This window comes from Kitasatospora sp. NPDC058063 (genome assembly GCF_042885395.1).
In the GTDB taxonomy this organism is placed as follows: Bacteria; Actinomycetota; Actinomycetes; order Streptomycetales; family Streptomycetaceae; genus Kitasatospora; species Kitasatospora lactacystinica.
Genome location: NZ_JBHVSD010000001.1, coordinates 765,689 through 792,562 on the forward strand (window position 1 = coordinate 765,689; position 26,874 = coordinate 792,562).

At 73.2% G+C, this 26,874-nt stretch carries 26 protein-coding genes; 17 read left to right on the forward strand and 9 right to left on the reverse strand.

Annotation, left to right across the window (positions count from 1 at the left end):
* Window positions 1-99: 99 nt before the first annotated feature.
* A complete protein-coding gene (locus tag ACFVUY_RS03525; RefSeq protein ID WP_387727017.1) occupies window positions 100-1,326 on the reverse strand; it encodes an FAD-dependent oxidoreductase in 1,227 nt (408 codons plus the stop codon).
* A 101-nt stretch (window positions 1,327-1,427) separates the two neighbouring features.
* Between ACFVUY_RS03525 and ACFVUY_RS03530 the strand changes: the two genes are divergently transcribed.
* A complete protein-coding gene (locus tag ACFVUY_RS03530; protein WP_387727019.1) occupies window positions 1,428-2,237 on the forward strand; it encodes a TetR/AcrR family transcriptional regulator in 810 nt (269 codons plus the stop codon).
* A 56-nt stretch (window positions 2,238-2,293) separates the two neighbouring features.
* Here the strand turns inward: ACFVUY_RS03530 and ACFVUY_RS03535 are convergent, their stop codons facing one another.
* The 5 genes from ACFVUY_RS03535 to ACFVUY_RS03555 form a co-directional block, all read right to left on the reverse strand.
* On the reverse strand, window positions 2,294-3,286 hold the full coding sequence (locus ACFVUY_RS03535) for an ABC transporter permease subunit (RefSeq protein WP_387686125.1): 993 nt from the start codon (window positions 3,284-3,286) through the stop codon (window positions 2,294-2,296).
* Entirely contained in the window at window positions 3,283-4,167 is an 885-nt protein-coding gene (locus ACFVUY_RS03540) for an ABC transporter ATP-binding protein (protein ID WP_387686127.1), read from the reverse strand. The genes ACFVUY_RS03535 and ACFVUY_RS03540 overlap by 4 nt, the downstream gene beginning before the upstream one ends.
* A complete protein-coding gene (locus ACFVUY_RS03545; protein ID WP_387686130.1) occupies window positions 4,164-4,556 on the reverse strand; it encodes a GntR family transcriptional regulator in 393 nt (130 codons plus the stop codon). The genes ACFVUY_RS03540 and ACFVUY_RS03545 overlap by 4 nt, the downstream gene beginning before the upstream one ends.
* Window positions 4,557-4,665: 109 nt before the next feature.
* Complete coding sequence (locus ACFVUY_RS03550; protein ID WP_387727021.1) at window positions 4,666-5,382, reverse strand: MOSC domain-containing protein; 717 nt, start codon at window positions 5,380-5,382, stop codon at window positions 4,666-4,668.
* Window positions 5,383-5,449: 67 nt separating this feature from the next.
* The gene (locus ACFVUY_RS03555) at window positions 5,450-6,193 is read right to left on the reverse strand and encodes a cyclase family protein (protein ID WP_359902864.1); all 744 of its coding nucleotides are present in this window, start codon (window positions 6,191-6,193) and stop codon (window positions 5,450-5,452) included.
* 91 nt (window positions 6,194-6,284) lie between these two features.
* On the opposite strand from ACFVUY_RS03555, the gene ACFVUY_RS03560 reads away from it, so the two are divergent.
* From ACFVUY_RS03560 to ACFVUY_RS03585, 6 genes are all read left to right on the forward strand, one after another.
* Window positions 6,285-6,959 (forward strand): UbiX family flavin prenyltransferase, encoded by a 675-nt coding sequence (locus tag ACFVUY_RS03560; protein WP_359902867.1) that lies wholly within the window; start codon window positions 6,285-6,287, stop codon window positions 6,957-6,959.
* A 119-nt stretch (window positions 6,960-7,078) separates the two neighbouring features.
* Window positions 7,079-7,537 carry an Lrp/AsnC family transcriptional regulator gene (locus ACFVUY_RS03565; RefSeq protein WP_030055719.1) on the forward strand — a complete coding sequence of 153 codons (459 nt, stop codon included), beginning with the start codon at window positions 7,079-7,081 and terminating at the stop codon, window positions 7,535-7,537.
* A gap of 3 nt (window positions 7,538-7,540) precedes the next feature.
* On the forward strand, window positions 7,541-8,503 hold the full coding sequence (locus tag ACFVUY_RS03570) for a threonine/serine dehydratase (protein WP_387727023.1): 963 nt from the start codon (window positions 7,541-7,543) through the stop codon (window positions 8,501-8,503).
* A gap of 52 nt (window positions 8,504-8,555) precedes the next feature.
* Entirely contained in the window at window positions 8,556-9,719 is a 1,164-nt protein-coding gene (mqnE, locus tag ACFVUY_RS03575) for an aminofutalosine synthase MqnE (RefSeq protein ID WP_359902873.1), read from the forward strand.
* Window positions 9,720-9,846: 127 nt separating this feature from the next.
* Entirely contained in the window at window positions 9,847-11,100 is a 1,254-nt protein-coding gene (locus tag ACFVUY_RS03580) for a L,D-transpeptidase family protein (RefSeq protein ID WP_387727025.1), read from the forward strand.
* 122 nt (window positions 11,101-11,222) lie between these two features.
* Window positions 11,223-12,170 (forward strand): beta-ketoacyl-ACP synthase III, encoded by a 948-nt coding sequence (locus ACFVUY_RS03585; RefSeq protein ID WP_380542063.1) that lies wholly within the window; start codon window positions 11,223-11,225, stop codon window positions 12,168-12,170.
* A 282-nt stretch (window positions 12,171-12,452) separates the two neighbouring features.
* Here ACFVUY_RS03585 and ACFVUY_RS03590 read toward each other — a convergent pair whose 3' ends face one another.
* Window positions 12,453-13,100 carry a TetR family transcriptional regulator gene (locus ACFVUY_RS03590; protein ID WP_224284690.1) on the reverse strand — a complete coding sequence of 216 codons (648 nt, stop codon included), beginning with the start codon at window positions 13,098-13,100 and terminating at the stop codon, window positions 12,453-12,455.
* 448 nt (window positions 13,101-13,548) lie between these two features.
* On the opposite strand from ACFVUY_RS03590, the gene ACFVUY_RS03595 reads away from it, so the two are divergent.
* On the forward strand, window positions 13,549-15,936 hold the full coding sequence (locus ACFVUY_RS03595) for a PQQ-binding-like beta-propeller repeat protein (protein WP_387686142.1): 2,388 nt from the start codon (window positions 13,549-13,551) through the stop codon (window positions 15,934-15,936).
* Window positions 15,937-15,994: 58 nt separating this feature from the next.
* Here ACFVUY_RS03595 and galE read toward each other — a convergent pair whose 3' ends face one another.
* Window positions 15,995-16,981: a UDP-glucose 4-epimerase GalE gene (galE, locus tag ACFVUY_RS03600; RefSeq protein ID WP_359902884.1), complete on the reverse strand. Its 987-nt coding sequence runs from the start codon at window positions 16,979-16,981 to the stop codon at window positions 15,995-15,997.
* Between the two features lie 196 nt (window positions 16,982-17,177).
* Here galE and ACFVUY_RS03605 point away from each other — a divergent pair, with 196 nt between their 5' ends.
* Window positions 17,178-18,302 (forward strand): S1C family serine protease, encoded by a 1,125-nt coding sequence (locus tag ACFVUY_RS03605; protein WP_387686371.1) that lies wholly within the window; start codon window positions 17,178-17,180, stop codon window positions 18,300-18,302.
* Window positions 18,303-18,437: 135 nt separating this feature from the next.
* Here the strand turns inward: ACFVUY_RS03605 and ACFVUY_RS03610 are convergent, their stop codons facing one another.
* The gene (locus ACFVUY_RS03610) at window positions 18,438-19,658 is read right to left on the reverse strand and encodes a sensor histidine kinase (RefSeq protein ID WP_387686145.1); all 1,221 of its coding nucleotides are present in this window, start codon (window positions 19,656-19,658) and stop codon (window positions 18,438-18,440) included.
* 288 nt (window positions 19,659-19,946) lie between these two features.
* On the opposite strand from ACFVUY_RS03610, the gene ACFVUY_RS03615 reads away from it, so the two are divergent.
* From ACFVUY_RS03615 to ACFVUY_RS03650, 8 genes are read left to right on the forward strand one after another with little or no spacing between them, the layout of a single operon-like run.
* Window positions 19,947-20,363, forward strand: a complete 417-nt coding sequence (locus ACFVUY_RS03615; RefSeq protein WP_387727027.1) for an NADH-quinone oxidoreductase subunit A — start codon at window positions 19,947-19,949, stop codon at window positions 20,361-20,363.
* Window positions 20,354-21,064: an NADH-quinone oxidoreductase subunit B gene (locus ACFVUY_RS03620; protein WP_387686149.1), complete on the forward strand. Its 711-nt coding sequence runs from the start codon at window positions 20,354-20,356 to the stop codon at window positions 21,062-21,064. Before ACFVUY_RS03615 ends, ACFVUY_RS03620 begins: the two co-directional genes overlap by 10 nt.
* On the forward strand, window positions 21,061-22,176 hold the full coding sequence (locus ACFVUY_RS03625; RefSeq protein WP_387727029.1) for an NADH-quinone oxidoreductase subunit C: 1,116 nt from the start codon (window positions 21,061-21,063) through the stop codon (window positions 22,174-22,176). Before ACFVUY_RS03620 ends, ACFVUY_RS03625 begins: the two co-directional genes overlap by 4 nt.
* Window positions 22,173-23,132: an NADH-quinone oxidoreductase subunit NuoH gene (nuoH, locus tag ACFVUY_RS03630; protein ID WP_380356089.1), complete on the forward strand. Its 960-nt coding sequence runs from the start codon at window positions 22,173-22,175 to the stop codon at window positions 23,130-23,132. Before ACFVUY_RS03625 ends, nuoH begins: the two co-directional genes overlap by 4 nt.
* Window positions 23,129-23,698: an NADH-quinone oxidoreductase subunit I gene (locus ACFVUY_RS03635; RefSeq protein ID WP_359897583.1), complete on the forward strand. Its 570-nt coding sequence runs from the start codon at window positions 23,129-23,131 to the stop codon at window positions 23,696-23,698. Before nuoH ends, ACFVUY_RS03635 begins: the two co-directional genes overlap by 4 nt.
* Window positions 23,695-24,408, forward strand: a complete 714-nt coding sequence (locus tag ACFVUY_RS03640; protein WP_387686155.1) for an NADH-quinone oxidoreductase subunit J — start codon at window positions 23,695-23,697, stop codon at window positions 24,406-24,408. The genes ACFVUY_RS03635 and ACFVUY_RS03640 overlap by 4 nt, the downstream gene beginning before the upstream one ends.
* Window positions 24,408-24,818 (forward strand): NADH-quinone oxidoreductase subunit NuoK, encoded by a 411-nt coding sequence (nuoK, locus tag ACFVUY_RS03645; RefSeq protein ID WP_387727031.1) that lies wholly within the window; start codon window positions 24,408-24,410, stop codon window positions 24,816-24,818. Before ACFVUY_RS03640 ends, nuoK begins: the two co-directional genes overlap by 1 nt.
* A complete protein-coding gene (locus tag ACFVUY_RS03650; RefSeq protein ID WP_387727033.1) occupies window positions 24,815-26,869 on the forward strand; it encodes an NADH-quinone oxidoreductase subunit L in 2,055 nt (684 codons plus the stop codon). The genes nuoK and ACFVUY_RS03650 overlap by 4 nt, the downstream gene beginning before the upstream one ends.
* The last annotated feature ends 5 nt before the right edge of the window (window positions 26,870-26,874 follow it).

A 26,874-nucleotide genomic window follows, 5' to 3' on the forward strand; every position in this document is an offset into this window, starting at 1 on the left:
CGGGGGGACGGGCGGCCGCCGCTCGCCGGGAGGTCCCGGTGCCGGGCGGTGCCCCGCGCCGTGGGTCTCGCCGGTCGAGTGAACGCAGGTCGAGTGAACTCAGGCGTCGCGCCGGGCGAAGGCCGGGGCGTGCTCGGGGAGCGGGCCGAAGGCGATCAGGCGGGACAGCAGCAGCGGGAAGCCGGGGACGTACCGGGCGAGCCGCACCAGCCGGGTGGGCGGGCCGGCCTGCCGGCCGGTGAGGACCGGTTCGAACATCACGTGGTGCAGGACCTGCTGCACCCCCTGCATGATCACGGTCGGCCGCCACCGGCGGTGCTGGACCCGGGCCAGGGCCGCCACGGTCGGGCGTCCGCGCCGCAGCGGTCCGGCGAGCAGGGTGGCGGCCGCGACGGCGTCCTGGATCGCGAGGTTGATGCCCACCCCGCCGGCCGGGGACATCGCGTGGGCGGCGTCGCCGATCAGCAGCAGCCCGTCCCGGTGCCAGCGGTTCAGCCGGTTGAGCCTGACGTCGAGCAGGTGGACGTCGTCGAGGCCGGCCAGTTGGTCGACCCGGTCGGCGTACTGGGGCAGCAGTTCGGCGATCCGGGCGCGGAACCGTTCGATGCCCTCGGCGCGCAGCTGCGGGTCGGCGCCCTTGGCGCGGAAGTAGGCGATCTGGAAGTAGTCGGCCCGGGCGAAGCTCAACGCCAGGTCGCCGTGGCCGAAGCCGGGGACGAGGCTGGGCGGCAGGCTCTGCTCGTGGGTGTGCCGGGGCAGCCGGAACCACCAGGTGTCGAAGGGCACCGGGAACTCCTCGGGCACCAGGCCGGCCGCCCGGCGCAGGGTGGAGTGCCGGCCGTCGGCGGCGACGGTGAGGTCGGCGTGGAGCTCGCCCTCCTCGCCGTCCCGGGTGCGGTACCGGACGCCGGTCACCCGGCCGGCGCCGTCCCGGAGCAGGCCGGTCGCCTCGGTGTTCATCCGCAGGGTGAAGGCGGGTTCCCGCCCGGCCTCCTCGACCAGGAAGTTCAGCAGGTCCCACTGCGGGATCATGGCGATGTAGTTGTACGGGGGCCGCAGCCGCTCGTAGGCGCTCAGTGCGACGGGGCCGGCGTCGGGCGTCCGGACGACCAGGTTGCCGAGGCGGCTCTGCGGCAGGGCGGCGAACTTCCGTCCGAGGCCGAGTTCGTCCATCAGCCGCACGGTGGAGGCGTGGACGGTGTCGCCGCGGAAGTCGCGCAGGAAGTCCCGGTGCTTCTCCAGCACGGTCACCTCGACGCCGGCGCGTGCCAGCACCAGGCCCAGCATCATTCCGGCCGGCCCGCCCCCGGAGATCACGACGCTCATGGCTCTCCCCTTTCAGTGCTCGATCGATCACTGTCCGTGTGGAACCTGCCTTTACAGAGTCTCTGGAACCGTTCCAGATGTCAAGCAGTACGATGCTCCATATGAAGGAGCTGGTGACGGCCGCCCTCACGGCGGCGAAGGAGCGGGGCCAGGACGTCGCCGACGTCCCGCTGACGGCGATCGCCACGACGGCCGGGATCTCCCGCAGCACGCTGCTGCGCCGGCTCGGCGGCTCCCGGGCCGCGCTGGACGAGGCGGTCCGGGAGGCGGGGGTCGACCCGGGCGGACGGCCGCCGGTGCGCGAGCGCGCGATCGAGGCGGCGGCGCTGCTGGTGGCCGAGCGGGGCCTGGCCGGGGTCACCCTGGACGCGGTGGCGGACCGGGCGGACTGCTCGCTGCCCAGCCTGCACACCGTCTTCGAGGGGCGGGACGGCCTGCTCGCCGCCGTCTTCGAGCGGCACTCCGCGCTTCCCGGCCTGGAGGCCCTCGCCGCCGACCCGCCGGAGCGCCTGGAGGACACCGTCCGGGCGCTGCACACCACCTTCGCCGCGGCCTTCGCGCACGAGCCGCGGATCGTCCCGGCGGTCTTCGCCGACCTGCTCGGCCGGCCGGACGGCCCCGCCGCCCGGGTGATGGCCGCCAACCTGCCGCGGACGCTCGACAGCCTCGACCGGCTGCTGCGGCCGCACGTGCGGGCCGGCCGGCTGAGACCGCTGCCCACCCCGGTGCTGATCCAGCTGCTGCTCGGCCCGCTGCTCAACCACGTCCTGATGCGGCCGGTGCTGGAGCCCGCCCTGGGGGCCGGGCTGCCCTCGATGGACGAGATCGTCGACATCTTCGTCGACGCCTACCTGCGGGCGGTCGCCGTCCCCGCGGCAGCATCCGGGAGCGACGGCGACACCCCCCGATGAGGACCGTGATCGGCAGGCCGCGGCGCCCGGCCCGCGGCCACCCGGCCCACCAGGCCCTAGGAGATCCGCCGGATCCGCCGCACCGCGAGGAACACCAGCAGCGCGGTCAGGGCCAGGAACAGCCCCGACTCGATCCCCTGGAAGGTCCAGAACCGGTCGGCGGGCTGGTACTCCATCGCGTTGGTGTACGGCCCGGCGCCGAAGCCGTGTTCGGCCATGTTCCTGGCGCAGTCGGCGGCCCCCGGGTCCGTGGCCGGCGGGCAGCCGATCTGCCCGTCGTGCAGCACGGTCTCGCCGGCGCCGTTGCGCACCACCTGGTCGAAGACCCAGTCTCCGGCATAGCGGTTGGGGAGCAGTCCGCTCTCCGCCGCGTACGAGGCCGTCTTCGCGGGGAGGAGGTACGGGCGGACCGCCGTCTCGACCAGGACGCGCACCGCGGCGAACGCGGCGAGCGAGATCCCCATCGCGGGCAGCACCTTGCGGGCCGCCGTGCCGGTGTACACGCCGAGCGCCACCGCGAACAGGGTGTACGCGATCGGGGCGACGCCCTGGACGTCGAAGCTCAGGTAGCCCAGCCGGCCCTGGCCGGTGGCCGCGAAGGGGCCGAACCACCAGGCCACGCCCAGCGCGTACGCGACCGCGAGCAGCACCGCGGCGCCGCCCACCAGGCCGAACTTGGCGAGCACCCAGTGCCGCCGGCTGATCCCCTGGGTCCACACCAGGCGGTGGGTGCCGTTCTCCACCTCGCGGGCGACCAGCGGCGCGCCGAAGAACAGCCCGACCAGCACCGGCAGCAGGACGAACAGGACGGCGACGTAGAGGAGTCCGCCGTACTGGTTCTGGAAGCGCTGGTTGAGGCCCTCGCAGCCGCCGGCCCCGGTCAGCAGGCTCTCGTGGCCGAGCTTGGCGAGGCAGGAGCCGAGGCCGCTGCGGTCGAGGGCGCCGCGCATCGCGAGGCCGGTGGGCACCATCACGGCGGCCAGCGCGGCCAGGGCGGCGAGCGTCCAGAACAGTTGCTTGCGGTGCTGGCGCCAGATCAGCCAGGTCATGCCGCCACCTCCGGGGAGAACCGGGTGTCGCCCGCGCCCAGGTAGGCGAGGACGAGGTCCTCCAGGGTCACCGGGTGGACGGTCCAGACGCTCTCGTCCACCGGCCCGTCGGTGCGCACCAGCAGGGTGGACTGGCGCTCGGTGTGGCTGGCCTGGATGACGGCGGCCACTCCCGGTACGGACTCCGTGCCGGTCCGGGGGCCGGTGATCCGGCAGTGCTCGGCGAGCAGGTCGTCCACCGCACCCGTCAGTTGGACCTGCGCGGTGTTCAGGACGACCAGGTGGTCGCAGACCCGTTCCAGGTCGGCGAGCAGGTGCGAGGAGAGCAGCACGGTGGTGCCGCTCTCGGCGACGGCGCCCATCAGTTCCTGCATGAACGCGTGCCGGGCCAGAGGGTCGAGGGCGGCCACCGGCTCGTCCAGCAGCAGCAGTCGGGGCTGCTTGGCGAGCGCCAGGGCCAGTGCCACCTGGGCGCGTTGGCCGCCGGACAGCCGGCCGACCGGCTTGTCGAGGGGGATGCCGAGGCGGGTCAGCCGGTCGCGGGCGGGGGCGGCCTCCCAGTGGTGGTTGAGCTTGCCGCCCATGGTGATCAGCTCGTCCCCGGTGAAGTCCGGGTAGAGCGGGGTGTCCTGGGCGACGAATCCGATCCCGGCCAGCGCCGCGACGCCCTGCCGGGGGTCGCGGCCGAACACCCGGACCTCGCCGGCGTCCGGTTCGAGCAGTCCGACGGCCAGGTGCAGCAGGGTGGACTTGCCCGCCCCGTTCGGGCCGACCAGTGCGGCGATCCGTCCGGCCGGGAGCTGGAGCGAGCAGCCCTCCAGTGCCCAGGCCTTGCCGTACCGCTTGCCCAATTCGCGTGCTTCCAGCGCGACTTCCGTCATGTCTTCCCCCTGTTGAGTGTTGCCCGCATCGTGGTGTCGATCAGCGCGGCGATGTCCTCGTGGGTGAGCCCGGCGGTCTCGGCCTTGCGCAGCCAGGCCACCAGGTCCTCGCGCAACTCGGCCTGGTTGGCCAGCGCGGGGCCGGCCAGTGTGCCGACCAGGAAGGTCCCCACACCGGGCCGGCCCTCGGCGAGCCCCTCCAACTCCAGTTCCCGGTAGGCCTTGAGGACGGTGTTGGGGTTGATCGCCAGGGCGCGCGCCACCTCGCGGACCTTCGGCAGCTGGTCGCCGGGCCGGGCCAGTCCGACCCGCAGGGCCTGCTTCACCTGGAGCACGAGCTGCATGTAGGTGGCGACCCGCGAGCGGCTGTCGAGGACGAACTCGATCACTAGTTGTTCTCCTGTCTTATGACAGTAAGACAGGATGGGCGAGCGAAGGTCAAGTCGTCAACCGGAGAAAGGTGTTGACGATCGGCAGGTTGTGCGCGAAAGGCCGTGGTCAGCCCAGGATCAGCCGGTCGCCGACCCGCAGCCGACCCGGGGCGGCGACCTCGGCGAGCGCGTCCAGCCGCCCGTCGTGGGCGTGCACGACGGCCTTGAGGATCTCGGGCGCGTGCGGAAGCCCGGGCTGCGGGGCACCCGTCATCGCGCAGCGCTCGCTGGAGGCGACGAAGGAGAGCCGGGCACTGCCGGGGGCCTCGCCGGACGCCTGGCGGCCGAGCCAGGCGTCCTCGACGAACGGCGGGGTGCCGGGCGGGGTGCGCAGCACGATGTTGGGGCGGAACCGGCGCTCGTCGATCACGGCGAAGGGGACGGCCTCGCGGACCCAGTCCAGGGTGGCGGTGCTGAGCACGCTGACCGGCAGCCGGTCGAAGTGCGACACGGCGTCCTCGCGGGCGAGTTCGACGTCCTCGCGCTGGAGGTAGGCGCGCAGGAAGGCGTTCGGCCGGTCGACCGGGCGGCCGAGCGGATCGAACAGTTCGGGGCCGTCGATCCGGTGGCCGAGCCGGGCGGAGAGGCGGAGCAGGCCGTCCATCCGGCGGAAGCGGCGGGTGTTCTTGCCCGAGCCGAGCTTCCCGGCCGCGTCGCGGACGGCGTAGAGGCGGTCGCCGGCCAGGCCGCGTCCGTCCACCTCGACGGAGTCGAGCCGCTCGCCGCCGGTGGACTTCACGGGGTAGCGCCAGAGTCGCTCGATCACTCCGATGATCTCAGCCATGGCCGGAAAGCGTACTGGCGTTGACGGGGGATGGTCTAGACCAAGTCCCGGGAGTCCACCCGCCGGTTCAGCCCAGCCGGGCCACCGCCCGCACCGGTGCGCCGTCCGCCGCGACCAGCCGCAGCGGGAACAGCGAGACCTCCACCGGCAGTCCGGCCTCCTGGGCCGCCAGCAGCGGCCGCAGGTCGGTCAGGTTCTCGGCGATCACCCCGCCGCCGGACGCCCCCAGCAGCACCCGGTGGGCGGCCAGCGTCGGCTCCTCGGCGGTGCCGTGGTCGTGCTCGTCGGTGAGGTCGGCGAGCAGGGCGGCCACCGTGGGATCGCCCGGGCCCGGGTCGGGGGTCGGGTCGACGCTGAGCGCGTCCACCCCGACCGTCCGCACCCCGGCGGCGACGATCGCCTCGGCGGCGGCGGGGGTCAGGCTGGGGTGGGCGAGGTAGGCGTCGGTGCCCCAGTGCCGGGCCCAGCCGGTGGCCAGCAGCAGGACGGTTCCCTCGGCGGCCCGCTCCAGCGCGGGCGCCAGCAACTCGGGGGTGACGGCCGTCCGGGGCTCCAGCCCGCGCAGGTCGGCGACCACGGCCGGGCCGGTGAACCGCTCCAGCGGCAGCCCGTCCAGGGTCGGCCAGGTGACGTCCACGTGGTACGGCGCGTCCACGTGCGTCCCGGACTGCGAGCCGAGGTGCAGGGCCAGCACGTTCACCCCGGCGGTGGCGGTGGTGAGCGCGGGCTCCAGCAGGACGGCCGGGTCGCCGGGGTAGACGGGCATCGCGGTGGTCACCTGATGGGTGAGGTCGACGAGGGTCGCTGCCATGCGGCCCATCCTTCCAGGGGTCGGGGCTCCTGGACCCCCTCCCGGCCGGCCCGGGCCGAACGCGCAGGTCGAGGCGGGTCAGAATTGCCCCATGGGAACTGCGAAGCGTCAGCCGTGGGTGGTCGGGGTCTCGGGTGCGTCGGGGACGCCGTACGCGGCCTCGGTGATCCGCGCGCTGCTGGCCGCCGGCGAGGCGGTGGACCTGATCGTCAGCCGCGCCGCCCGGCTCACCATCCTGGACGAGACCGGCATCTCCTTCCGGGACGCCCACTGGCGCGCCGACCTGGCCGCCTGGCTCGGGAGCGACCGGGGCCTGGACGACGTCCGCTACTGGCCCGCCGGGGACTTCGCGGCCGGCCCGTCCAGCGGCTCCTACCCGGCCAAGGGCATGCTCGTGGTGCCCGCGACCACCGGCGCGGTGGCCGGGATCGCGCTCGGCCTGAGCAAGGACCTGCTGCAGCGCGTGGCCAGCGTCACCCTCAAGGAGCGCCGCCCGCTCGTCGTCTGCGTGCGCGAGACACCACTCAACGGGGTGACGTTGAAGCACTTGGTGGAGCTCGACGCGCAGGGGGCGGTCGTCCTGCCCGCTTCGCCCGGTTTCTACGCCGGCGGCTCCACCGTGCGCGAGCTCGTGGATTTCGTGGCCGGGCGGGTGCTGGACGCCGTCGACGTGCCGCATTCCCTGTACCTGCGCTGGGAAGGGGAGTTGGGCGCGGCCGCCCGCAGGACGGCCGGCGGCGACGGCGCTCCGGCTGAGGGGGAGTAAGGAGACCGGGGGCGGGAGAGTATCTTCTCTGCGATATCCGGGTCGGTCGGCGCAGGGCGCCTTTGAATCCGGATAATGATCTGTGGGTCTGGCGAGGTTCGGAAGGACGCGGACGGTATATGGACACGGTGGACAGACAGCTCATCCAGGCGCTCCGGGAGAACGGCCGCGCGTCCTACGCCGAGTTGGGCCGCCTGGTCGGGCTCTCCGGCCCGAGCGTCACGGACCGGATCAACCGCCTGGAGCAGGCCGGGGTCATCACCGGCTACCGGGCGACGGTCAACCCGGCCTCGCTCGGCTTCGGCGTGACGGCCCTGATCGGCCTTCAGCTCACCGACGCCGCGGACCACGAGGACGTGGCGTTCCGGCTGAAGGACCTCAACGAGGTCGAGGACTGCTGGTTCATCGCCGGTGACGACTCGTACATGCTGAAGGTCCGGGTGGCCGACGTGGCCGGCCTGGAATCGGTGGTCAAGCGGATCTCGGGCACGAAGGGCGTGGCCCGAACCCGCACCACCGTCGTACTCTCCACGAAGTGGGAAAACCGGGTGAGTGAACTTCCTCCTGTAGGAGAGTGACGCATGGCGCTGGTCGGTCTGGAGGAGCTGCGGGCGGCTCGGCAGCGGATCGCGGGGGTCGCCGTGCGCACCCCCCTGGTTCCCGCCCCCTGGGCGGCCGAGGGGGAACGGCGGCTCTGGCTGAAGCCCGAGAGCCTCCAGCCGACCGGGGCGTTCAAGACCCGCGGCGCCTACAACCGGCTGGCCGCGCTCACCGAGGACGAGCGCGCCCGGGGCGTGGTCGCCCAGTCCAGTGGCAACCACGCGCAGGCGGTGGCGTACGCGGCCCGGACGCTCGGCATCAAGGCCGTGATCGTGATGCCGGACACCTCGCCCGCGGTGAAGGTGGAGGCCACCCGCTCGTTCGGCGCCGAGGTGATCCTGGTCCCGCCGGAGGAGCGGGACACCCTGCCCGCCGAGCTGGCCGGGAAGCACGGCTACGTCTGGGTCCCGCCGTACGACGACCCGTTCATCATCGCGGGCCAGGGCACGGTCGGCCTGGAGATCGCCGAGGACGCCCCGGCCGAGCTGGACACCGTCCTGGTGCCGGTCAGCGGCGGCGGCCTGATCGGCGGGACGGCGGCCGCGCTCAAGCTCACCCGCCCCGGCATCCGGGTGATCGGCGTGGAGCCCGAGCTGGCCGCCGACGCCCGGGCCAGCCTGCGGGCCGGCCGACGGGTCGAGTGGCCGGTCGCCGACACCTACCGGACCATCGCGGACGGGCTGCGCACCCCGTCGCTCGGCGTGCTGCCGTTCGAGCACGTCACCGCCTACGTGGACGACATCGTCACCGTCACCGAGGACGAGATCCGCGCCACCGTGGCCGTGCTGGCCCGCCGCGGCCGGCTGGTCGCCGAGCCCTCCGGGGCGGTCGCCCCGGCCGCCTACTTCCACCGCGCCGCCGAGACCGGGGGCCAGGCGGTGGCGGCCGTGGTCAGCGGCGGCAACATCGACCCGACACTGCTCGCAGAGCTGCTCTCGGCATAGGCGTACGCTCATTCCGGCAAGGAATCGAATGTCGGAGGAGGCGGGTCACCGCATGGACGCAGGGCTCAAGCGCGAGCTGGAGGCGAAGGTCTACGCGGGTGAGCGGCTGACCCGCGAGGACGGGATCGCGCTCTACGAGAGCGACGACCTGGCCTGGCTGGGCGGGCTGGCCCACCACGTGCGGACGCGGAAGAACGGCGACGTCGTCCACTTCAACGTCAACCGCCACCTCAACATGACCAACGTGTGCAACGCGTCCTGCGCGTACTGCTCGTTCCAGCGCAAGCCGGGCGAGAAGGACGCGTACACGATGCGCATCGAGGAGGCCGTCCGCCTCGCCAAGGCGATGGAGGTCGAGTCCCTCACCGAGCTGCACATCGTGAACGGCCTGCACCCGACCCTGCCGTGGCGCTACTACCCGCGCTCGCTGCGGGAGCTGAAGGCGGCGCTGCCGAACGTCTCGCTGAAGGCCTTCACCGCCACCGAGATCCACTGGTTCGAGAAGATCAGCGGCCTGTCCGCCGACGAGATCATGGACGAGCTGATCGACGCCGGCCTGGAGTCGCTGACCGGCGGCGGCGCGGAGATCTTCGACTGGGAGGTCCGCCAGCACATCGTCGACCACGACACCCACTGGGAGGACTGGTCGCGGATCCACCGCCTCGCGCACAGCAAGGGCCTCAAGACGCCGGCCACCATGCTGTACGGCCACATCGAGGAGCCCCGCCACCGGGTGGACCACGTGCTGCGGCTGCGCGAGCTCCAGGACGAGACCGGCGGCTTCCAGGTCTTCATCCCGCTGCGCTACCAGCACGACTTCCACGACTCCAAGGACGGCGTCGTGCGCAACAAGCTGATGGCCCGCACCGAGATGGCCACCGGCGCCGAGGCGCTGAAGACCTTCGCGGTCTCCCGGCTGCTCTTCGACAACGTCCCGCACGTCAAGGTCTTCTGGGTGATGCACGGCGTCGCCACCGCCCAGCTGGCGCTCAGCCACGGCGCGGACGACATGGACGGTTCGGTGGTCGAGTACAAGATCACCCACGACGCGGACAACTTCGGTACCCCGAACAAGCTCGGCCGCGACGACCTGCTCGGGCTGATCCGCGACGCCGGCTTCCGCCCGGTGGAGCGCAACACCCGCTACGAGGTCATCCGCGAGTACGACGGCCCGGACCCGATGCGCCGTGAGTCCCCGCAGGCGATGCGCCTCTGACGGCGTTCCGGTCCTCGAAGTCCTCCGCCGCCCCGGCCGTCCGTCGGCCCGGGCGGCGGTTGTCTTCACGGCCTCCGCACGGGGCCCGGGTTTACCAACGGGTACGGCGTTTGGCAGGATCGACGGCATGTCCGGTTCTGATCGTGCCACCGCGTACCCGCCGCACCAGCCGACGCAGGAGCCGGTCGACCTGATGCCGCAGCAGCAGTACGAGAGCTTCCAGCCGTACCAGCAGCCGGTTCAGCAGGACGCCTACTACGACCGGTACCAGCCGTACGAGCAGGCCCCTGACGGGTACTACGAGGCGTACCGGCAGCCGTTCCAGCCGTACGAGGCCGAACCCGTCCAGTACCCGGCCGAGCCCGGCTACGAGGCCGAGTCCGTCTACCGGGCCGAGCCCGTTCACGAAGCCGTGCCCGAGGCCCGCTACGAGCCTGTGCCCTACGCCCACTACGAGCCCGTCCACGAACCCGCGCCCGTGGTGCTCGCCGCCGCGCCCGTGGCGGGTGGCCGGACGGCCGCGCGGGGACGGCGGCGCAAGGCCAAGCAGAAACGTCACGGCAAGGCCGTGATGGCCGGCACCGCGCTGCTGGTCGCCGCCACCGCCGGCTGGTACGCCGTCGGCCAGGACGGCGCCAAGCCCGGCATCGCCGCCGCCGACGGCCCCGGCCCGGAGGGCGTCAGCAAGCCCGACCAGCCCGGCTCGGCCCCCGCGGCCGCCCAGGCCGCCTCCGACCGGCAGGCCGCAGCCCCGGCCGCCGACCGCAGCCAGACCCGTACGGACGGCTCGGTCGCCGCGATACCCGGCCTCGGCGCGAAGTTCACCGCGCAGATACCCGCCGAGACCACCCAGGTCGTGGTCGCCTCCGGCCAGGACAAGAACACCGACAAGAACGCCGTCACCCTCTGGACCCGCACCTCCGAGGGCCGCTGGCTGGCCGGCGAGACCTGGCAGGGCCACAACGGCAAGAACGGCTGGACCACCGACCACAACGAGGGCGACCTGCGCAGCCCGATCGGTGTGTTCAACCTCACCGACGCGGGCGGCCGCAAGGCGGACCCGGGCAGCAAGCTCCCGTACGACAAGGACCCGAGCTTCGTGGTCTCCGGCACGGGCTTCTTCGGGGACCAGCTGGCCGGCTCCTTCGACTACGTGGTCGCGATCAACTACAACCGCGTCCCCGGCAACTCCCCGCTCGACACGCGCCGCCCGATGGGCTCCAAGAAGGGCGGCGGCATCTGGCTCCACGTGGACCACGACGGGCCGACCCACGGGTGCGTGTCGATCCCCGAGGACAAGATGGCCCAGCTGATCCGCACCCTGGACCCGGCGGCCCACCCGGTCATCGTGATGGGCGACACCGCCGCGCTGGCCGCCTGACCTCGGCGTACGCGGAACCCGGGCCCCCCAAGGCCCCTTGTCCACCTCCTACAGATCGAGGGGGCGGATCCTGTCGCCGGTCATACCATGCTGACCAGCGGGTAACCCGGTTCCATGGCAGTATGAGCGGTTCTCGCATTGTGGCACTCGGGCACTACCAGCCCCCCAAGGTCCTCTCCAACGCCGACCTGGCGGGGCTCGTCGACACCGACGACGAGTGGATCCGCACCCGTGTGGGCATCCGCACCCGGCACATCGCCGAGGAGGAGAGCCTGGTCGACCTCGCCACCGAGGCCGCGCAGAAGGCCCTCGCCAACAGCGGCCGGACCGCCGCGGAGATCGACCTCGTCGTGGTCGCCACCTGCACCGCGATCGAGCGCAGCCCCAACACCGCCGCCGCGGTGGCCGCCCGGCTGGGCGTGCGCTCGCCCGCCGCGTACGACATCAACACGGTCTGTTCCGGCTTCTCGTACGCCCTGGCCACCGCCGACCACGCGATCCGGGCCGGCTCGGCCCGCCGCGCCCTGGTGATCGGCGCCGAGCGGATGTCCGACACGCTCGACTGGACCGACCGCTCCACCTGCGTGATCTTCGGCGACGGCGCCGGCGCCGCGGTGATCGAGGCCCAGGAGGAGGGCGGCGAGCCCGGCATCGGGCCGGTGGTCTGGGGCTCCGAGCCGGAGCGGGGCGACGCCGTGGTGATCACCGGCTGGGACCCGGTCATCAGCCAGCAGGGCCAGGCGGTCTTCCGCTGGGCCACCACCCAGCTCGCCCCGCTGGCCCGCCAGGCCTGCGAGCGGGCCGGGATCGACCCGTCCGAGCTCAAGGGCTTCGTCCCGCACCAGGCCAACCTGCGGATCATCGACACGATCGCCCGCAAGCTGGGGCTCGGCGAGGACGCCGTGGTGGCCCGGGACGTGGTCCACTCGGGCAACACCTCGGCCGCCTCCATCCCGCTGGCCTTCTCCAAGCTGGTCGAGCGCGGCGAGCTCTCGCCCGGCGACCCGGTCCTGCTCTTCGGCTTCGGCGGGGGCCTGGCCTACGCCGGCCAGGTCGTGCGCTGCCCCTGACCCCACGGCGCCGCGCGGCCGCCGAACGGCGCCGCACGGCCCCCTGAACGGCTCCGCAAGGGCCCCGGGACGGCACCACGACGCCGTCCCGGGGCCGCACCCCGTCCGAACCCCGGACACGCCGGTGGGCGGGCACCCTGTCCCGGGTGCCCGCCCACCGGCATGTCTGGCGCGCGTGCGGTACGTCGGCGGACCTCCCCCGAGGACACGGCCGCCGTCCGTCGTTCCCCGGACAGGAGGCCGGGGCTGCGCGCGGAGCGGATGATGGGTCGGAGAACGGTCCTACTTGGGCGCCTTCTTGCCGGTGACGCCCAGGTACACCAGGGGAGCGAGGTTGGGCTTGAGGTCCTTGACCTTGACGCCCCAGGAGGTGAAGGCCTTCTGGTGCTCGGCCGCCGAGGCGAGCAGCGAGACCAGGGCCCCGGCCACGGCGTTCGGATCGAGCGACTTGTCGGCCTGACCCTTCGCCTGGAGTTCCTTGACGGCCTCCGCGAGTGGCTTGGCGACCGCGTTGAGGACCGTCATGCGGATCTTGAAGAACCGCTTGTCCCCTTCGGCGGCACCGAGCGTGACCACTCGGAGAATGGCGTCGTTCTTGCGCCAGAAGGCGAGGAATCCGTCGACCAGTTCTTCCGAAGTGGTCGGTCCGGACTTCCCTGCCCAGGACTTTCCGGCCACCAGCTCTTTGAGCTGGTCGGCGTCCTTGGCCATTTCCTCGGCGATTTCGAGGACAGCGCCCTCGACATCCGGGAAGTACTGGTAGAAGGTCGCGGGGGAGGTACCCGCCATACGGGCGACGTCGATGACCTTGACGTCCCGATAGGGCGACGTGCTGAGCATCTCGCGGAGGCAATCGAGCAGCTTCTGCCGCGTCTCCTGTCCGCGTCGCCCGGCGACGCGACCGTCGACGGTGCGAACTTGTCCTGTCATGCCGTCAGCTTACCGTGGCACGATCTTGGCGCGATTCGGTGATGCGACTATTACTCCGCACGGGGGTTGGTATAGCGGCATGAACCACTTCGGACGGATATTCACCGGGCTTCGAAGCCCCTGTTGAAGCCCCCCCGTGTGCTTTTGACCTCACAGCGTGACGGCGAGTCCGCTGAGGGGTGGTTGGGTGACAGAGCGTGACGACGGCCGAAGGGTGCGGTCCCGTCCGGAAGTGGACGGTCCGGGGCTCCGGGCGCAAGCCGCCCCCGGAGCGGGCGTCGGGATCCGGCCGTTCCGTCCTCGCTGGTCAGAGGGCTGTCCGGGGCGTCGTCCGGGCCCGGACGACGGGTTCCGGGGGATGGGGGAGGTTGGATATGCGTAGGACGGCATTGGAGAATCGGGTCCGGCACCACGCGGCGGGTGCGGACAACGGGGAGGTGGCAGCGGAGTGGACCAGCTGACGGCGCACGATCCGAGGCGGATCGGGCCCTTCGAGGTGCTGGGGCGGCTCGGCGCGGGTGGGATGGGGCTGGTCTACCTGGCGCGTTCCGCGTCGGGGCGGCGGGTGGCCATCAAGACCGTGCGGGGTGAGCTGGCCGAGGACGAGCTGTTCCGGGTCCGCTTCGCCCGGGAGATCGCGGCGGCCAAGACGGTCGGCGGCTTCTACACGGCGGCCGTGGTGGACGCGGACGCGGACGCCCGGGTGCCCTGGCTGGCCACCGCGTACATTCCGGCCCCCTCGCTGGAGGACCTGGTCGAGGACTGCGGCCCGCTGCCGGTGGAGGCCACCCGCTGGCTGGTCGCCGGCATCGCGGAGGCCCTCCAGTCCATCCACGCGGCCGGGCTGATCCACCGCGACCTCAAGCCCTCCAACGTCCTGGTGGTCGAGGACGGCCCGAAGGTGATCGACTTCGGCATCGCGGCCGGGGTGTCCAGCACCCGGCTCACCATGACCAACGTCGCGGTCGGCACCCCCGCCTACATGTCCCCCGAGCAGGCCCGGGACAGCCGTACCGTCCGGGGCGCCAGCGACGTCTTCTCGCTCGGCTCGCTGATGGTCTTCTGCGCCACCGGGCACCCGCCCTACCGGGGCTCCAACCCCGTCGAGACGGTGTTCCAGCTGCTCCGCGAGGAGCCGGACCTGACCGGCATGCCGCCGGAGCTGATGGACCTGGTCCGCGCCTGCATGCAGCAGGCCCCCGAGCGCAGGCCCACCCCGGCGCAGATCCAGACCGAGCTGGCCCCGCACCTCTTCTCGCGGGACGACGCCTCCGGCGAGGCCGGGGAGTGGCTGCCGGCCAACGCGCTGGAGCTGATCGAGCGCAAGCGGGGCCGCCGTGCGGCCGCCCCGCCGTCGCGCCCGCCGGCCGGCCCGGCCCAGCCGCCCCCGCATCCCCAGGGCCCGCCCGCGCACGTCCCGCCCGCCCACGTCCCGCCGCAGCACCTCGGACCGGCCGACCCGCGCACCAACCCGGGCGGGCGGCACGCCCAGTCGCCGGCCGGGCCGGTGCACAGCCTGCCGCAGCCGGGCCCGCACTCGGACGCCGAGATCCCGACCGCGAAGATCGCCTCCCCGAACCGGCACCGGGCGCCGACCGGCGGCTCCGTCGAGGTGCAGCTGTCCGGTGCCTCGGTGCGGATAGGCCCGGGGCCGCGGGCCGAGTACGAGCAGCCCGGCCCGAGCACCGCCCCGGCCACGACCGACTGGGTCCGCCGGGCCCCCACCCCGCCGCCCGCGCCGGTCGCCCGCTGGCGCCCCTGGCGGTTCCGGATGTCCAACGACGTCTGGGGCACCCCGGTGGTCGCGGACGGCACGCTCTTCGTCTCCAGCTTCGAGGTGCACGCGCTGGACATTGCCTCCGGCGAGCGCCGCTACAAGACCCGGGACGTCGCCTGGGCGCTCGCGGTGGACGCCGGCCGGGTGCACGCGGCGGACGGCCCGCACCTGTACACCGTGGACGCCGCGGACGGCACCGAGCGCTGGCGCACCTCGCTGGACGGCTGGGTCTACTCGCTCTCCGCCGCCGACGGCGTGCTCTGCTGCGGCATCAGGGGCGGCGGCGTCCAGCTCCGCTCGGCCGCCAACGGCGCCGAGCTGTGGCGCGCGGACGACGCCCAGCAGGACTACGAGAACCCGCAGTCCGGCCCGGTCCTGGTGGGCGGCGCCGCCTACTACTACGGCGGCGGGCGGCTGCGCTGCGTCGACCCGCGCGGCGCGGGCCTGCGCTGGTCCTTCCCGGTCGGCGAGGACGTGCCCTCGCACCCGGTGGAGCGCGGCGGCGTGTTGTACGTGTCGGCCGGCACCCGGGTGTACGCGCTGGACGCGGCCAGCGGGGTCGAGCGCTGGCGCTTCGAGGCCCCGGTGGTGCTGTTCACCCCGCCCGCCCTGGACGCCGACGCGGTCTACGTGGCCGACTACCTGGGCACGGTCTACGCGCTGGACGCGGCCACCGGCCTGGACCGCTGGCGCGGGGTCACCGGCCGCCGCCAGGGCGCCGACCCGGTGGTGGTCGCGGACGGCATGGTGCTGGTCGGCAACGGCGAGGTGCTGTACGCCTTCGAGGCGGCCGGCGGCCGGGAGCGCTGGCGCTACACCGCCCGCGGGGAGATCGTCGGTTCCCCGGCGGTGGCCGACGGCCTGGTGCACCTGGGCAGCCGGGACCACTCGCTGCACACCCTGGACCTGGCGAGCGGTCAGCTGCGCTGGGAGCTCGGCACCAAGGGCGAGCTCACCGGCTCGCCGGTGGCGGTCGGCGGCCGGGTCTTCGTCGGCTCCAAGGACCGCTGCGTGTACGCGCTGGACGCCTTCTACGGTACGGCGGTGCCCGCCCGCTGAACCGCGGGGCGGACACCGCCGGGTCGGCGCCGCCGGAGCGGCGGCGCCGGGTCGGGCCTCAGGCCTTGCGGGCCCCGGGGTGGCGGCTGCACCAGCCGTCCCACGCGGAGGAGACCATCTCCGTCACGTCGTGACGGGCGGTCCAGCCCAGCTCGCGGTGGATCAGGTCGGCGGAGGCCACCACGCGGGCCGGGTCGCCGGCGCGGCGCGGGGTCACCTCGGCGGCGGTGTCGTAGCCGGTGACCTTGCCGATCACCTCCAGCATCTCCTTGACGCTGACGCCCTCGCCGCGGCCGATGTTCAGCACCAGGGAGGTCGCGCCGGCCGGGTCGGCGGCCATCCGCTTGGCGGCCGCCACGTGCGCCGAGGCGATGTCGGAGACGTGGATGAAGTCGCGGACGCAGGTGCCGTCCGGGGTCCGGTAGTCGTCGCCGAAGATCCGCGGGGCCTCGCCGGCGGTGAGCCGCTCGAAGACCATCGGGATCAGGTTGAAGACCCCGGCGTCGGAGAGCTCGGGGGAGGCGGCGCCGGCCACGTTGAAGTAGCGCAGGGCCACGGTGGACATGCCGTGGGCCTTGCCGGCCGCGGCGACCAGCCACTCGCCGGCCAGCTTGGTCTCGCCGTACGGGCTCATCGGGGCGCAGGGCGTGGACTCGGTGACCAGGTCGACGTCCGGCATGCCGTAGACCGCGGCGGAGGAGGAGAAGAGGAAGCGCTTCACCCCGCCCTCGGCGGCGGCCTCCAGGACGGTCTGGAGGCCGATCATGTTCTCGCGGTAGTACAGGAAGGGCTGCTCGACGGACTCGCCGACCTGCTTCTTGGCGGCGAAGTGCAGGATGCCCTCGACGCCGTGTTCGCGGATCGCGGCGTCCAGGGCGGCGCGGTCCAGGGTGGAGCCCTCGATCAGGGGGACGCCGGCCGGCAGCCGGGAGGCGTCGCCGGTGCTGAGGTCGTCCAGGACGGCGACGCGCTCCCCGGCGTCGAGCAGCTGTCGGACGACGTGTCCGCCGATGTATCCGGCACCGCCGGTGATCAACCAAGTCATGTGCCGATCCTAGGCGTTCGGATTCGATCGCCACGTTCGGGCGAGCCGGGGCCGCAAAGCGGACAAAACGGTGAAAAGCTGAGCAGGATTTCCGTGCGTCCACACCTGCGCCCGTTCGGCGCGGTGACGAATCGGAGGCAGCCAGGTGCGCCGTCACAAGGAACACGCCAACCCCCTGCCCGCCGGGCCGCGGCCGATCGGGCCGAAGCCGCCGGGCGGGCGGCTGCCGGGGGCCGTCGCGGTGGCGCTGGCGGCCGCGCTGGCACTGGCCGGGTGCAGCAGCGGCACGTCCTCCTCGTCCACCGTCGCCGCCACCGGTCCGTCCCCGGCCGCAGGCTCCCCGCAGGCCGCCTCGTCGTCCGGCCAGACGAACGGCGGGATCCAGTTGCAGGACGCCTACCAGGCGGTGATCGCCAACGTGCTGCCCTCCGTGGTGCAGATCACCACCGGCGACAGCCTCGGGTCCGGGATCGTCTACGACGACAAGGGCGACATCGTCACCAACGCCCACGTGGTCGGCACCGCGACCACCTTCACGGTGACCCTCGCCAACAGCACCACGGCGCTGGACGCCGGCCTGGTCGCCAGCTACCCCGACTCCGACCTCGCGGTGATCCGGCTGAACAACCCGCCGAGCGGTCTCAAGCCGGCCAGCTTCGGCGATTCGGGCAAGGTCCAGATCGGCCAGATCACCCTCGCCATGGGCAGTCCGCTGGGCCTCTCCAGCAGCGTCACCCAGGGCATCGTCTCGGCCATCGGGCGGACCGTCTCCGAGCCCCAGGGCCCGGGGTCGCCGGGCGCCACGATCAGCAACATGGTGCAGACCTCGGCGGCGATCAACCCGGGCAACAGCGGCGGTGCGCTGGCCGACCTGGACAGCAAGGTGATCGGCATCAACACCCTCGCCGCGACCGAGCCGCAGACCAACGGCGCGGCCGCCCCCGGCATCGGATTCGCCATCCCGGCGAGCACCATCACCAACATCGCCGACCAGCTGATCAAGCAGGGCAAGGTCACCAACTCCGGCCGGGCCGCGCTCGGCATCACCGCCCGGACCAGCTTCGACCAGCAGTTCCAGCCCTCCGGCGCGGTCATCGTGACGGTCACCCCGGGCGGGGCGGCGGCCTCGGCGGGGCTCCAGGCCGGGGACGTCATCACCAAGATCGGCGACACCCAGGTGGACTCGCTGAACGCGCTCACCACCGCGCTCGCCTCGCTCAGCCCGGGCACCAAGGTCACCGTCACCTACACCCGCAACGGAGCCACCAAGACCGCCGACGTCACCCTCGGCGAGCTGGCAGCCGCCCAGACCTCGCCCTGAGCCCCGGTACGGGGACGCCGGGCCGCCCGCCGCGCAAGGGCTCAGCGGGCCGGGTGCCGTACCGGACCGGCGCCGGGACCTCGTCTCCGCCTCGACGAGGTCCCGGCGCCCTGCCGTGTCCGGGGGAGGGGCCGCTCAGCGGCGGGCGGCGCGGGTGCGCCAGGGCAGCTCGACGGTGACGGTGGTCGGGCCGCCCTCGGGGCTCTCCACCAGGAAGACCCCGTCCACCGCGCGGATCCGCTCGGCCAGCCCGGCCAGTCCGCTGCCCGGGTAGGGGGCCGCGCCGCCCTTGCCGTCGTCCTGGACCAGCACCATCAGCTGGTGCTCCGAGCGCCAGACCTCGACCGAGGCGGAGCGGGCGCCGGCGTGCTTGGAGACGTTGGTCAGCAACTCGCTGACGGTGAAGTAGGCGATGCCCTCGACCGCCGAGTCGGGGCGCTCGGGCTGCCCGTCCGGTCCGGTCAGGTCGACGTTCACCCGGACCCCGCCGGGGACGGTGCAGCGGGCGGCGACCGAGGACAGCGCGGCGTCCAGGCCGCGGTCGGTGAGCACCGCCGGGTGGATGCCGCGGGCCAGGTCGCGCAGCTCCTGGAGGGCCAGCTTCACCTCGCCGTGGGCGTTGTCGACCATCCTGGTGGCGGCCGCCATGTCGTCCTCGGACTCCACCTCGCGCAGCCGCTCCTTGGCCATGCCGAGGTCCATCGCCAGCGCGACCAGCCGGGCCTGGGCCCCGTCGTGCAGGTCGCGCTCGATCCGGCGCAGGTCGGCGGCGGCGGTGTCGACCACGGTGCCGCGGTCGTCCTCCAGCTCGCGCACCCGCTCGGCCAGGGCGCCCGGGAAGAGCAGCGACTCGATCAGGATGCGGTCCACCGCGGCCAGCCCGCGGACCACCCAGGGCAGCACCGGCCAGAGCGCGATCACCGAGATCAGGGTCAGCGCGAAGCTGAGCACGCCCCAGGGCAGCATCAGTACGTTGTAGAGCGCCGAGCGCCAGTTCAGCAGGTCGGTGAGCTGGGCGATGGTGTAGCCGACCAACCCCGGGCGGCGCGGCTCCACCGGCTGCGGCTCGTCGATCCCGGAGTCGTAGGCCGACCGTGCCCGCCGCCGGCCCAGCGCGCCCAGGGAGCGCGAGAGCGCCAGGCCGCCGGCCAGCAGCGGCAGGCCGATCACGGTGATCGACAGCCCCAGGCCGACCGAGAGCGTGGCCACGGCCAGTACGAAGCCGAAGATGCCGAGCGGCAGGTTGAGCAGCAGTCGTCCGACCTGGTGCCACATCCTCCTGCCGTACAGCGGCGGGCGCTCCATCCGAGCGTCCTGCTCCTTGATGGCGTCCACGGCGCGGTGCAGCGGCTTCATCGGATCTACCGTCCCTCTTCGTCGTGCGGCTGGACCAAGCTTCCCGAACGGCGGGCGGGGGATGCCATGGGGGTGATACATCTTCCCGGCCGGGGGTTAACCCCACCCCCGGGCCCGGTCGCCGGCGGTCCGCCACGGTGTCCACCGGCCGTCTTGCGGACCGAGCAGGTTTCGGGCGGAGCGGAGAGGTCCCCTTAGACTCACGCTTTGGCCATCGTTAGGCCCGTGAGAGTAAACGTCGTAGAACTGTCCTTAGGGCGGGTTCTCGGCCGAGGTGGAGGCGAAGGCATGGAGGGGAAGCACGCGGCTGCCGTCGTGGCCGACCCGGCGGTCGGCAGCGGCTACTTCGACGCGTACGCCGCGATGGGTCTGCTGGCCGTCGTCGGGGTGCTCTTCGTCGCCGTGGCGTTCACCGCCAACCGGCTGCTGCGACCCGTGGTGTACTCGCCCGAGAAGCTCCTCACCTACGAGTGCGGAGTGGACCCGGTGGGCGAGGACTGGGCGCACACCCAGATCCGCTACTACGTGTACGCCTTCCTGTACGTGATCTTCGCGGTGGACGCGATCTACCTGTTCCCCTGGGCGACCGTCTTCGCCACCGCCGGGTACGGCGCCGGAACCCTGATCGAGATGTTCCTGTTCATCGGCTTCCTCGCGGTCGGGCTGCTCTACGCCTGGAAGAAGGGCGTTCTGGAATGGACGTGACGCACTCCCACTCGCACGGCGGCGCCGAGGGCGGTCCCGTTCCGCTCGGCCTGCCGGACCCCGCGCGCCCCGGCGCCGTCGAGCGCCGCGGCATCGGCCCGCTGGCCCGGCTCGCGCCGGACCCGGTCAAGGTGGTGCTCAACTGGGGCCGCCGCTACAGCCTCTGGTGCTTCAACTTCGGCCTGGCCTGTTGTGCGATCGAGTTCATCGCCGCGTCCATGGCCAAGCACGACTTCATCCGGATGGGTGTCATCCCGTTCGCGCCCGGACCCCGGCAGGCTGATCTGATGATCGTCTCCGGGACGGTGACCGACAAGATGGCGCCCGCCGTCAAGCGCCTCTACGAGCAGATGCCCGAGCCGAAGTACGTCATCTCCTTCGGTGCCTGCTCCAACTCCGGCGGCCCGTACTGGGACTCCTACTCGGTCACCAAGGGCGTGGACCAGATCATCCCGGTGGACGTCTACGTACCCGGCTGCCCGCCGCGGCCGGAGGCGCTGCTCCAGGGCATCCTCAAGCTCCAGGAGAAGATCGCCGCCGAGTCCCTGCCGGACCGCTACGCGGCGCCCGCGTCGGCGCTGCGCCGTCCGCTGGTGACCGGGCCCTCGCACGGCACCGGGACGGGTTCCGGGGACGTTCCCGAGGCCGGATCCCCGACCGGGGCGCAGGCCGGCTCTTCGACCGAGGGAGGGGTCTCGTGACTTCCGCCGAGCAGTGCGCGGCGTCGGTCGGGGAGTGGGCGACCGGCGCCGAGGCGTACGGGCTGATCACCGTCGACGTCCCGGCCGAGAACTGGATCGAGGCGCTCACCAACGCCCGGGACGTCCTGGGGCTGGGCTTCTTCGACTGGCTGAGCGCCGTCGACGAGCTCGCCGAGGGCTTCTCCGTGGTCGCGCACCTGGCCGCCGTCGAGGCCCCGGGCGTGCGGCACCTCGCGCTGCGCACCCGGGTGCCGCGCGACAAGGCGGCGCTGCCGACCGCCGTCGCCGTCTACGCCGGTGCCGCCTGGCACGAGCGCGAGACCCACGAGATGTTCGGCATCGACTTCCCCGGGCACCCCTACCTCGCCACCCTGCTGCTGCCGGACGGCTTCGAGGGGAACCCGCTGCGCAAGGAGTTCGTGCTCGCGGCGCGGGTCGCCAAGGACTGGCCGGGCGCCAAGGAGCCGGGCGAGTCCGATCACGGCGGCGGGCCGGCCCGGCGCAAGATGCAGCCGGCCGGCGTGCCGGACCCGAACGAGTGGGGGCCGCTCAAGGGCACCCTGCCGCCGGTCGCCGAGCGGCCCGCGCGCGGTGCGCGGGCGGCGGGCGCGGCGGCGCGGACGCCCCGGGCGGGCGCGGCCGGCGGTGCCGCCGGTGCCGGTGCCGGTGCTGCTGCCGCCGGTGCTGCTGCCGCCGCCGAGGGCGCCCCGCCGGTGCGGGCGGACCGGCCGCGACGGACCCGGTCGGTGTCCGCGGGGTCGGCGAGCCAGGCGGGCGCCGATGCCGCCGCCACTCCCGATGCTCCTGCGGCTCCCGATGCTCCCGCCGTTCCCGCCGTTCCCGCCGCCGAGGGCGCCCCGCCGGTGCGGACGGACAAGCCGCGGCGGACCCGGTCGGTGTCCGAGGGGTCGGCGAGCCAGGCGGCCGGCGAACCGACGGCCGAGCCCGCGGCTCCCGTACGGCCCCGGTCCTCCGACGCGCCCTGGCACAACCCGGTGCCCGCCCACGACGAGAAGTCCTCGGGCGAGAAGCCGGGTGAACCCGGCGAACCGGGCGAGCAGAAGGACGAGACCTCGGCCGGAGCGGCCGACCAGGACGGAGACGGCGCGTGAACCTGCTCGACACGGTGCTGCGCTGCGTCGCCACCCTCGTCGTCTTCCTGGTCTTCCCGCTGGTCATCGGCCAGACCGAGCACAAGGTCATGGCGCACATGCAGGGCCGGCTCGGTCCGATGTACGCGGGTGGCTTCCACGGCTGGGCGCAGCTCGTCGCGGACGGCGTGAAGTTCGCGCAGAAGGAGGACATCGTCCCGGCCGGGGCGGACCGCCGGATCTTCCAGCTGGCGCCCGCCGTCTCGCTGCTGCCGTACCTCTTCGTGCTGCTGGCGATCCCGGTCGGCCCGAACGGCTTCGTCGGCCAGGCGATCGACGCCGGCCTGTTCTTCGTGCTGGCCGTGATGGGCGTCGGCGTGATCGGCAAGCTGATGGCCGGCTGGGCCTCGGCGAACAAGTTCTCGCTGCTCGGAGGCCTGCGCACGGCCGCGCAGCTGATGTCGTACGAGCTGCCGATGGTGCTGGCGGCGGCTTCGGTGGCGATGGCCGCCGGCACGCTGTCGCTGCCCGGGATCGTGGACGCCTGGGAGTGGTACTGGCTGCCCTGGCAGGTCATCGGCGCGTTCGTCTTCTTCACGGCCGGCCTGGCCGAGCTCCAGCGCCCGCCGTTCGACATGCCGATCGCCGACTCGGAGATCATCTTCGGCGCGTACACCGAGTACACCGGTCTGCGGTTCGCCCTGTTCCTGCTGTCCGAGTACGTGGGCATCCTGGTGGTGTCCGCGCTGACCGCGGTGCTCTTCCTGGGCGGCTGGCACGGACCGCTGCCGGACCAGCTCGGCTGGCTCTGGATGATCCTCAAGACCTTCGCGCTGGCCTTCGTGGTCATCTGGCTGCGGGTCACCTACCCGCGTCTGCGCGAGGACCAGCTGATGCGCTTCGCGTGGACGGTGCTGATCCCGCTCGCGCTGGTCCAGCTGGCCCTCACCGGCATCATCAAGGTGGCGATCTCATGAGCTTCCCCGGTATCGGCCTCGCCAAGGGCCTGGCCGTGACGCTGCGGACGATGACGAGGAAGAGCGTCACCGCGCAGTACCCCGACGTCCAGCCGGTGCTGCCGCCGCGCTCGCGCGGCGTCATCGCGCTGCTGGAGGAGAACTGCACGGTGTGCATGCTCTGCGCGCGCGAGTGCCCGGACTGGTGCATCTACATCGACTCCCACAAGGAGACGCTGCCGGCCGCCGAGCCGAACGCCCGGGCCCGCACCCGCAACGTGCTGGACCGCTTCGCCATCGACTTCTCGCTCTGCATGTACTGCGGGATCTGCATCGAGGTCTGTCCCTTCGACGCGCTGTTCTGGTCGCCGGAGTTCGAGTACGCGGAGACCGACATCCACGAGCTGACCCACGAGCGGGACAAGCTCCGCGAGTGGATGTGGACCGTCCCCGCGCCGCCGGCGCTGGACCCGGCGGCCGAGGAGCCCAAGGAGATCGCCACCGCGCGCAAGGCGGCGGACAAGCTGGCCGCGGCCGCCGCGGCGGCCGCGCAATCGGCCACCGACGAGAAGGGTGACGACGCGTGACCGGTGCCACCACGCTTCTCGCGGCGACCGGCTCCCTGGAGCCGGCCGCCCGTTCGTTCCTGTCCCCGACCGGCCAGGAGATCGTCTTCCTGCTGGTCGGCATCGCCGTGCTCGGCTCGGCCGTGGTCTCGGTGACCACCAGGCAGCTGGTGCACGCCGCGCTCTGGCTGGTGGTCGCGCTCGGCGGGCTGGCGGTGGAGTTCCTGCTGCTCACGGCCGAGTTCATCGCCTGGGTGCAGGTGCTGATCTACCTCGGCTCGGTGGTCGTCCTGGTGCTGTTCGGGCTGATGCTCACCAAGGCGCCGATCGGGCGCTCGCCGGACGCCGACTCCAAAAACCGCTGGGTGGCCCTGGTCGTGGCGCTGGCCGCGGCCGGGACCCTGGTCACGCTGGTCGTCGACGCCTTCCGGACCTCCTGGATCGACCTCGGCCAGGGCGGCGGCTCGGCCGCCGTCACCGGGGCCAGCCTGTTCCGGCACTGGGTGCTGCCCTTCGAGGCGCTGTCCGTGCTGCTGCTGGCGGCGCTGGTCGGAGCGATCGTGCTGTCGCGCGGCTCCAAGCGGCGGGTGCCGGCGCCCCGGGCGGGCCGGCTGCGCGCCGGGCGGCCGGTCGGGTCCAACGGGACGGTCGCCGCGACCGCGCCGAAGCCGGCTCCGGCGACCTCCGAGCAGGCGACCTCCGAGCAGTCGACCTCTGAGCAGGAGGGCTGATGCACCTCGCCTACCCCGCCGTCCTCGCCGCGCTGCTGTTCAGCGTCGGCGTGTACGGCGTGCTCGCCCGGCGCAACGCCGTCCTGGTGCTGATGTCCGTCGAGCTGATGCTCAACGCCGTCAACCTCAACCTGGTCGCCTTCGACGCCTGGCTGCGCGACTCGCTGCACGCCGGGCAGGCGCTCACCCTGTTCACCATCACCGTCGCCGCCGCCGAGATCGGACTGGGGCTCGCCATCGTCCTGCTGCTGTTCCGGGCCCGGGGCACCGCGGACATCGACCGGGCCACCGCGCTCGGCGACCCGGCCGAGGCGCTCGCCGTCGAGGAGACGCCGGTCGACGCCGAGACGCCGGTCGACTCCGGGGCGCCGGTCGACGCCGAGGCACTGAAGGGCCGGGCCGCCGCATGAACCTCGCCCTTCCCGTACTCGTCCCGGCGCTGCCCGCGCTCGGCGCCGCCGCGACGCTGGCCGTCGGCCGGAAGGCGCCCGGGCTGGCCCGGCCGCTGGCCGTCGTCCCGGTCGCCGTCTCGGCGGTGCTCGCCCTGGTGGTCGCCCTCCAGCTGGGCACCGGCCAGACCCTGGACGCCGCCACCCGGCTCACCCCGACCGGCGGCCCGGACATCGCCCTCGCCCTCCACCTGGACGGCTACAGCTCGCTGATCTCGGTGCTGGTCGGACTGGTCGCCACCTGCGTCCAGGTCTACTCGACCGCGTACCTCAAGGAGGACCCGCGCTACCCGTCCTACGCGGCGCTGGTCTCGCTGTTCACCGCGGCGATGTTCCTGGTGGTCTACTCGGGCGACCTGATCGTGCTGCTGGTCGGCTGGGAGGTCATGGGCCTGTGCTCGTACTTCCTGATCGGCCACCACTGGGAGACGGCGGACGCCCGCTCGGCCTCGTTGAAGGCCTTCCTGGTCACCAAGCTCGGTGACGTGCCGTTCCTGTTCGGGATCTTCCTGCTCGGCGCGGACGCCGGCAGCTTCCGCATCCCGGACGTGCTGGCGGCCGCGTCGGAGGGCCGGCTCGGGCACCCGACGCTGACCGCCCTGCTGCTGCTCGCCGGCGTGGCCGGCAAGAGCGCGCAGTTCCCGCTGCACACCTGGCTCCCGGACGCGATGGCCGGCCCGACCCCGGTCTCCGCGCTGATCCACGCCGCCACCATGGTCGCGGCCGGCATCTACCTGGTCGCCCGGCTGCTGCCGGTCTTCCTGCTGTCGGGCGCGGCGCTGGTCGTGCTCGCGGTGATGGCCGCCGTGACGATGATCGGCTCGGCGCTCTGCGCGCTCGCCCAGGACGACCTCAAACGGGTGCTCGCCTACTCCACCGTCGGCCAGCTCGGCTACATGGCCGGCGCGCTGGCCTCCGGTGACCGCGAGGCCTCGGTCTTCCACCTGGTCAGCCACGGCGCGTTCAAGGCGCTGCTGTTCCTGGCCGCCGGTGTGGTGATCCACGCCGCGCACACCAACTCGATCTCCGCGATGTCCCGCATCCCCGGGCTGCGCAAACGCGTCCCCGACGCCTACTGGACGATGGGCATCGCGCTCGTCGCCCTGATCGGGCTGCCGCCGTTCTCCGGCTTCTTCAGCAAGGAGGCGGTGCTCACCGCCGCCGAGCACGCCGCCAACGGCGAGGCGCTGACCAACGGCCTCGGCCCGGCCTCGGCGGTGCCGCAGGCGGCCGGGTGGATCGTGCTGATCTCCGCCGGACTCACCGCGCTGCTCACCGCCGCGTACGCGGCCCGGCTGTTCCTGGTCGCGTTCCACAGCCCGGCCGGGGCCGCCGCGGCCGCACCGCAGGTGCTGCCCGCCGCCGACCGGGGCACCGTCGTGGCCGACCACGAGGCCGGCGCGCCGTACTCGCCCGAACTCGACGAGGCCGACCCGGCCACGGCCGAGCCGCCCGCGATGCGCTGGCCGCTGTGGGTGCTGGCCGTGCCGACCATGGGCTTCGGCATCGCCGGCCTGCGCTCGGACTGGCTGCCCGCGCTCCTGGACGGCGGCTCGCTGCGGCCCTCCGCCGTCACCGCCGTCACCGGCACCGGGCTCGCCGTGGTCGGCGCGCTCGCCGCGTACGGCGCCTGGCGCTCGGCGGCCGCCCGGCTGGGCACCGGCCGCCCGGCACCGGCCGGCCGGGTGCCCGGGCAGGGCGGGGCACCGGCCACCGAGGTGATCGTCGCCGACCCCGGGCGCACCCTGCTCGGCCCGCTGTTCGGCCCGGCCCGGCACGGCTTCGGCGTCGACCGGCTGTACCGGTCGCTGTTCGTCCGCCCGGTGGTCGCCGCCGCCAAGCTGGTCCGATTCCTCGACCGCGAGGTCGTCGAGGGCTACGTGCAGGGCAGCGGCATCGGCGCCAACCTGCTCGGCCGGGCCGTCCGGCTCGCGCAGACCGGGAACGCGCAGACCTACCTCAGCGCCCTGCTGGCCGCCGTCGTCCTGCTGGCCGTCCTGGTGGCGGTGTAGCCGGT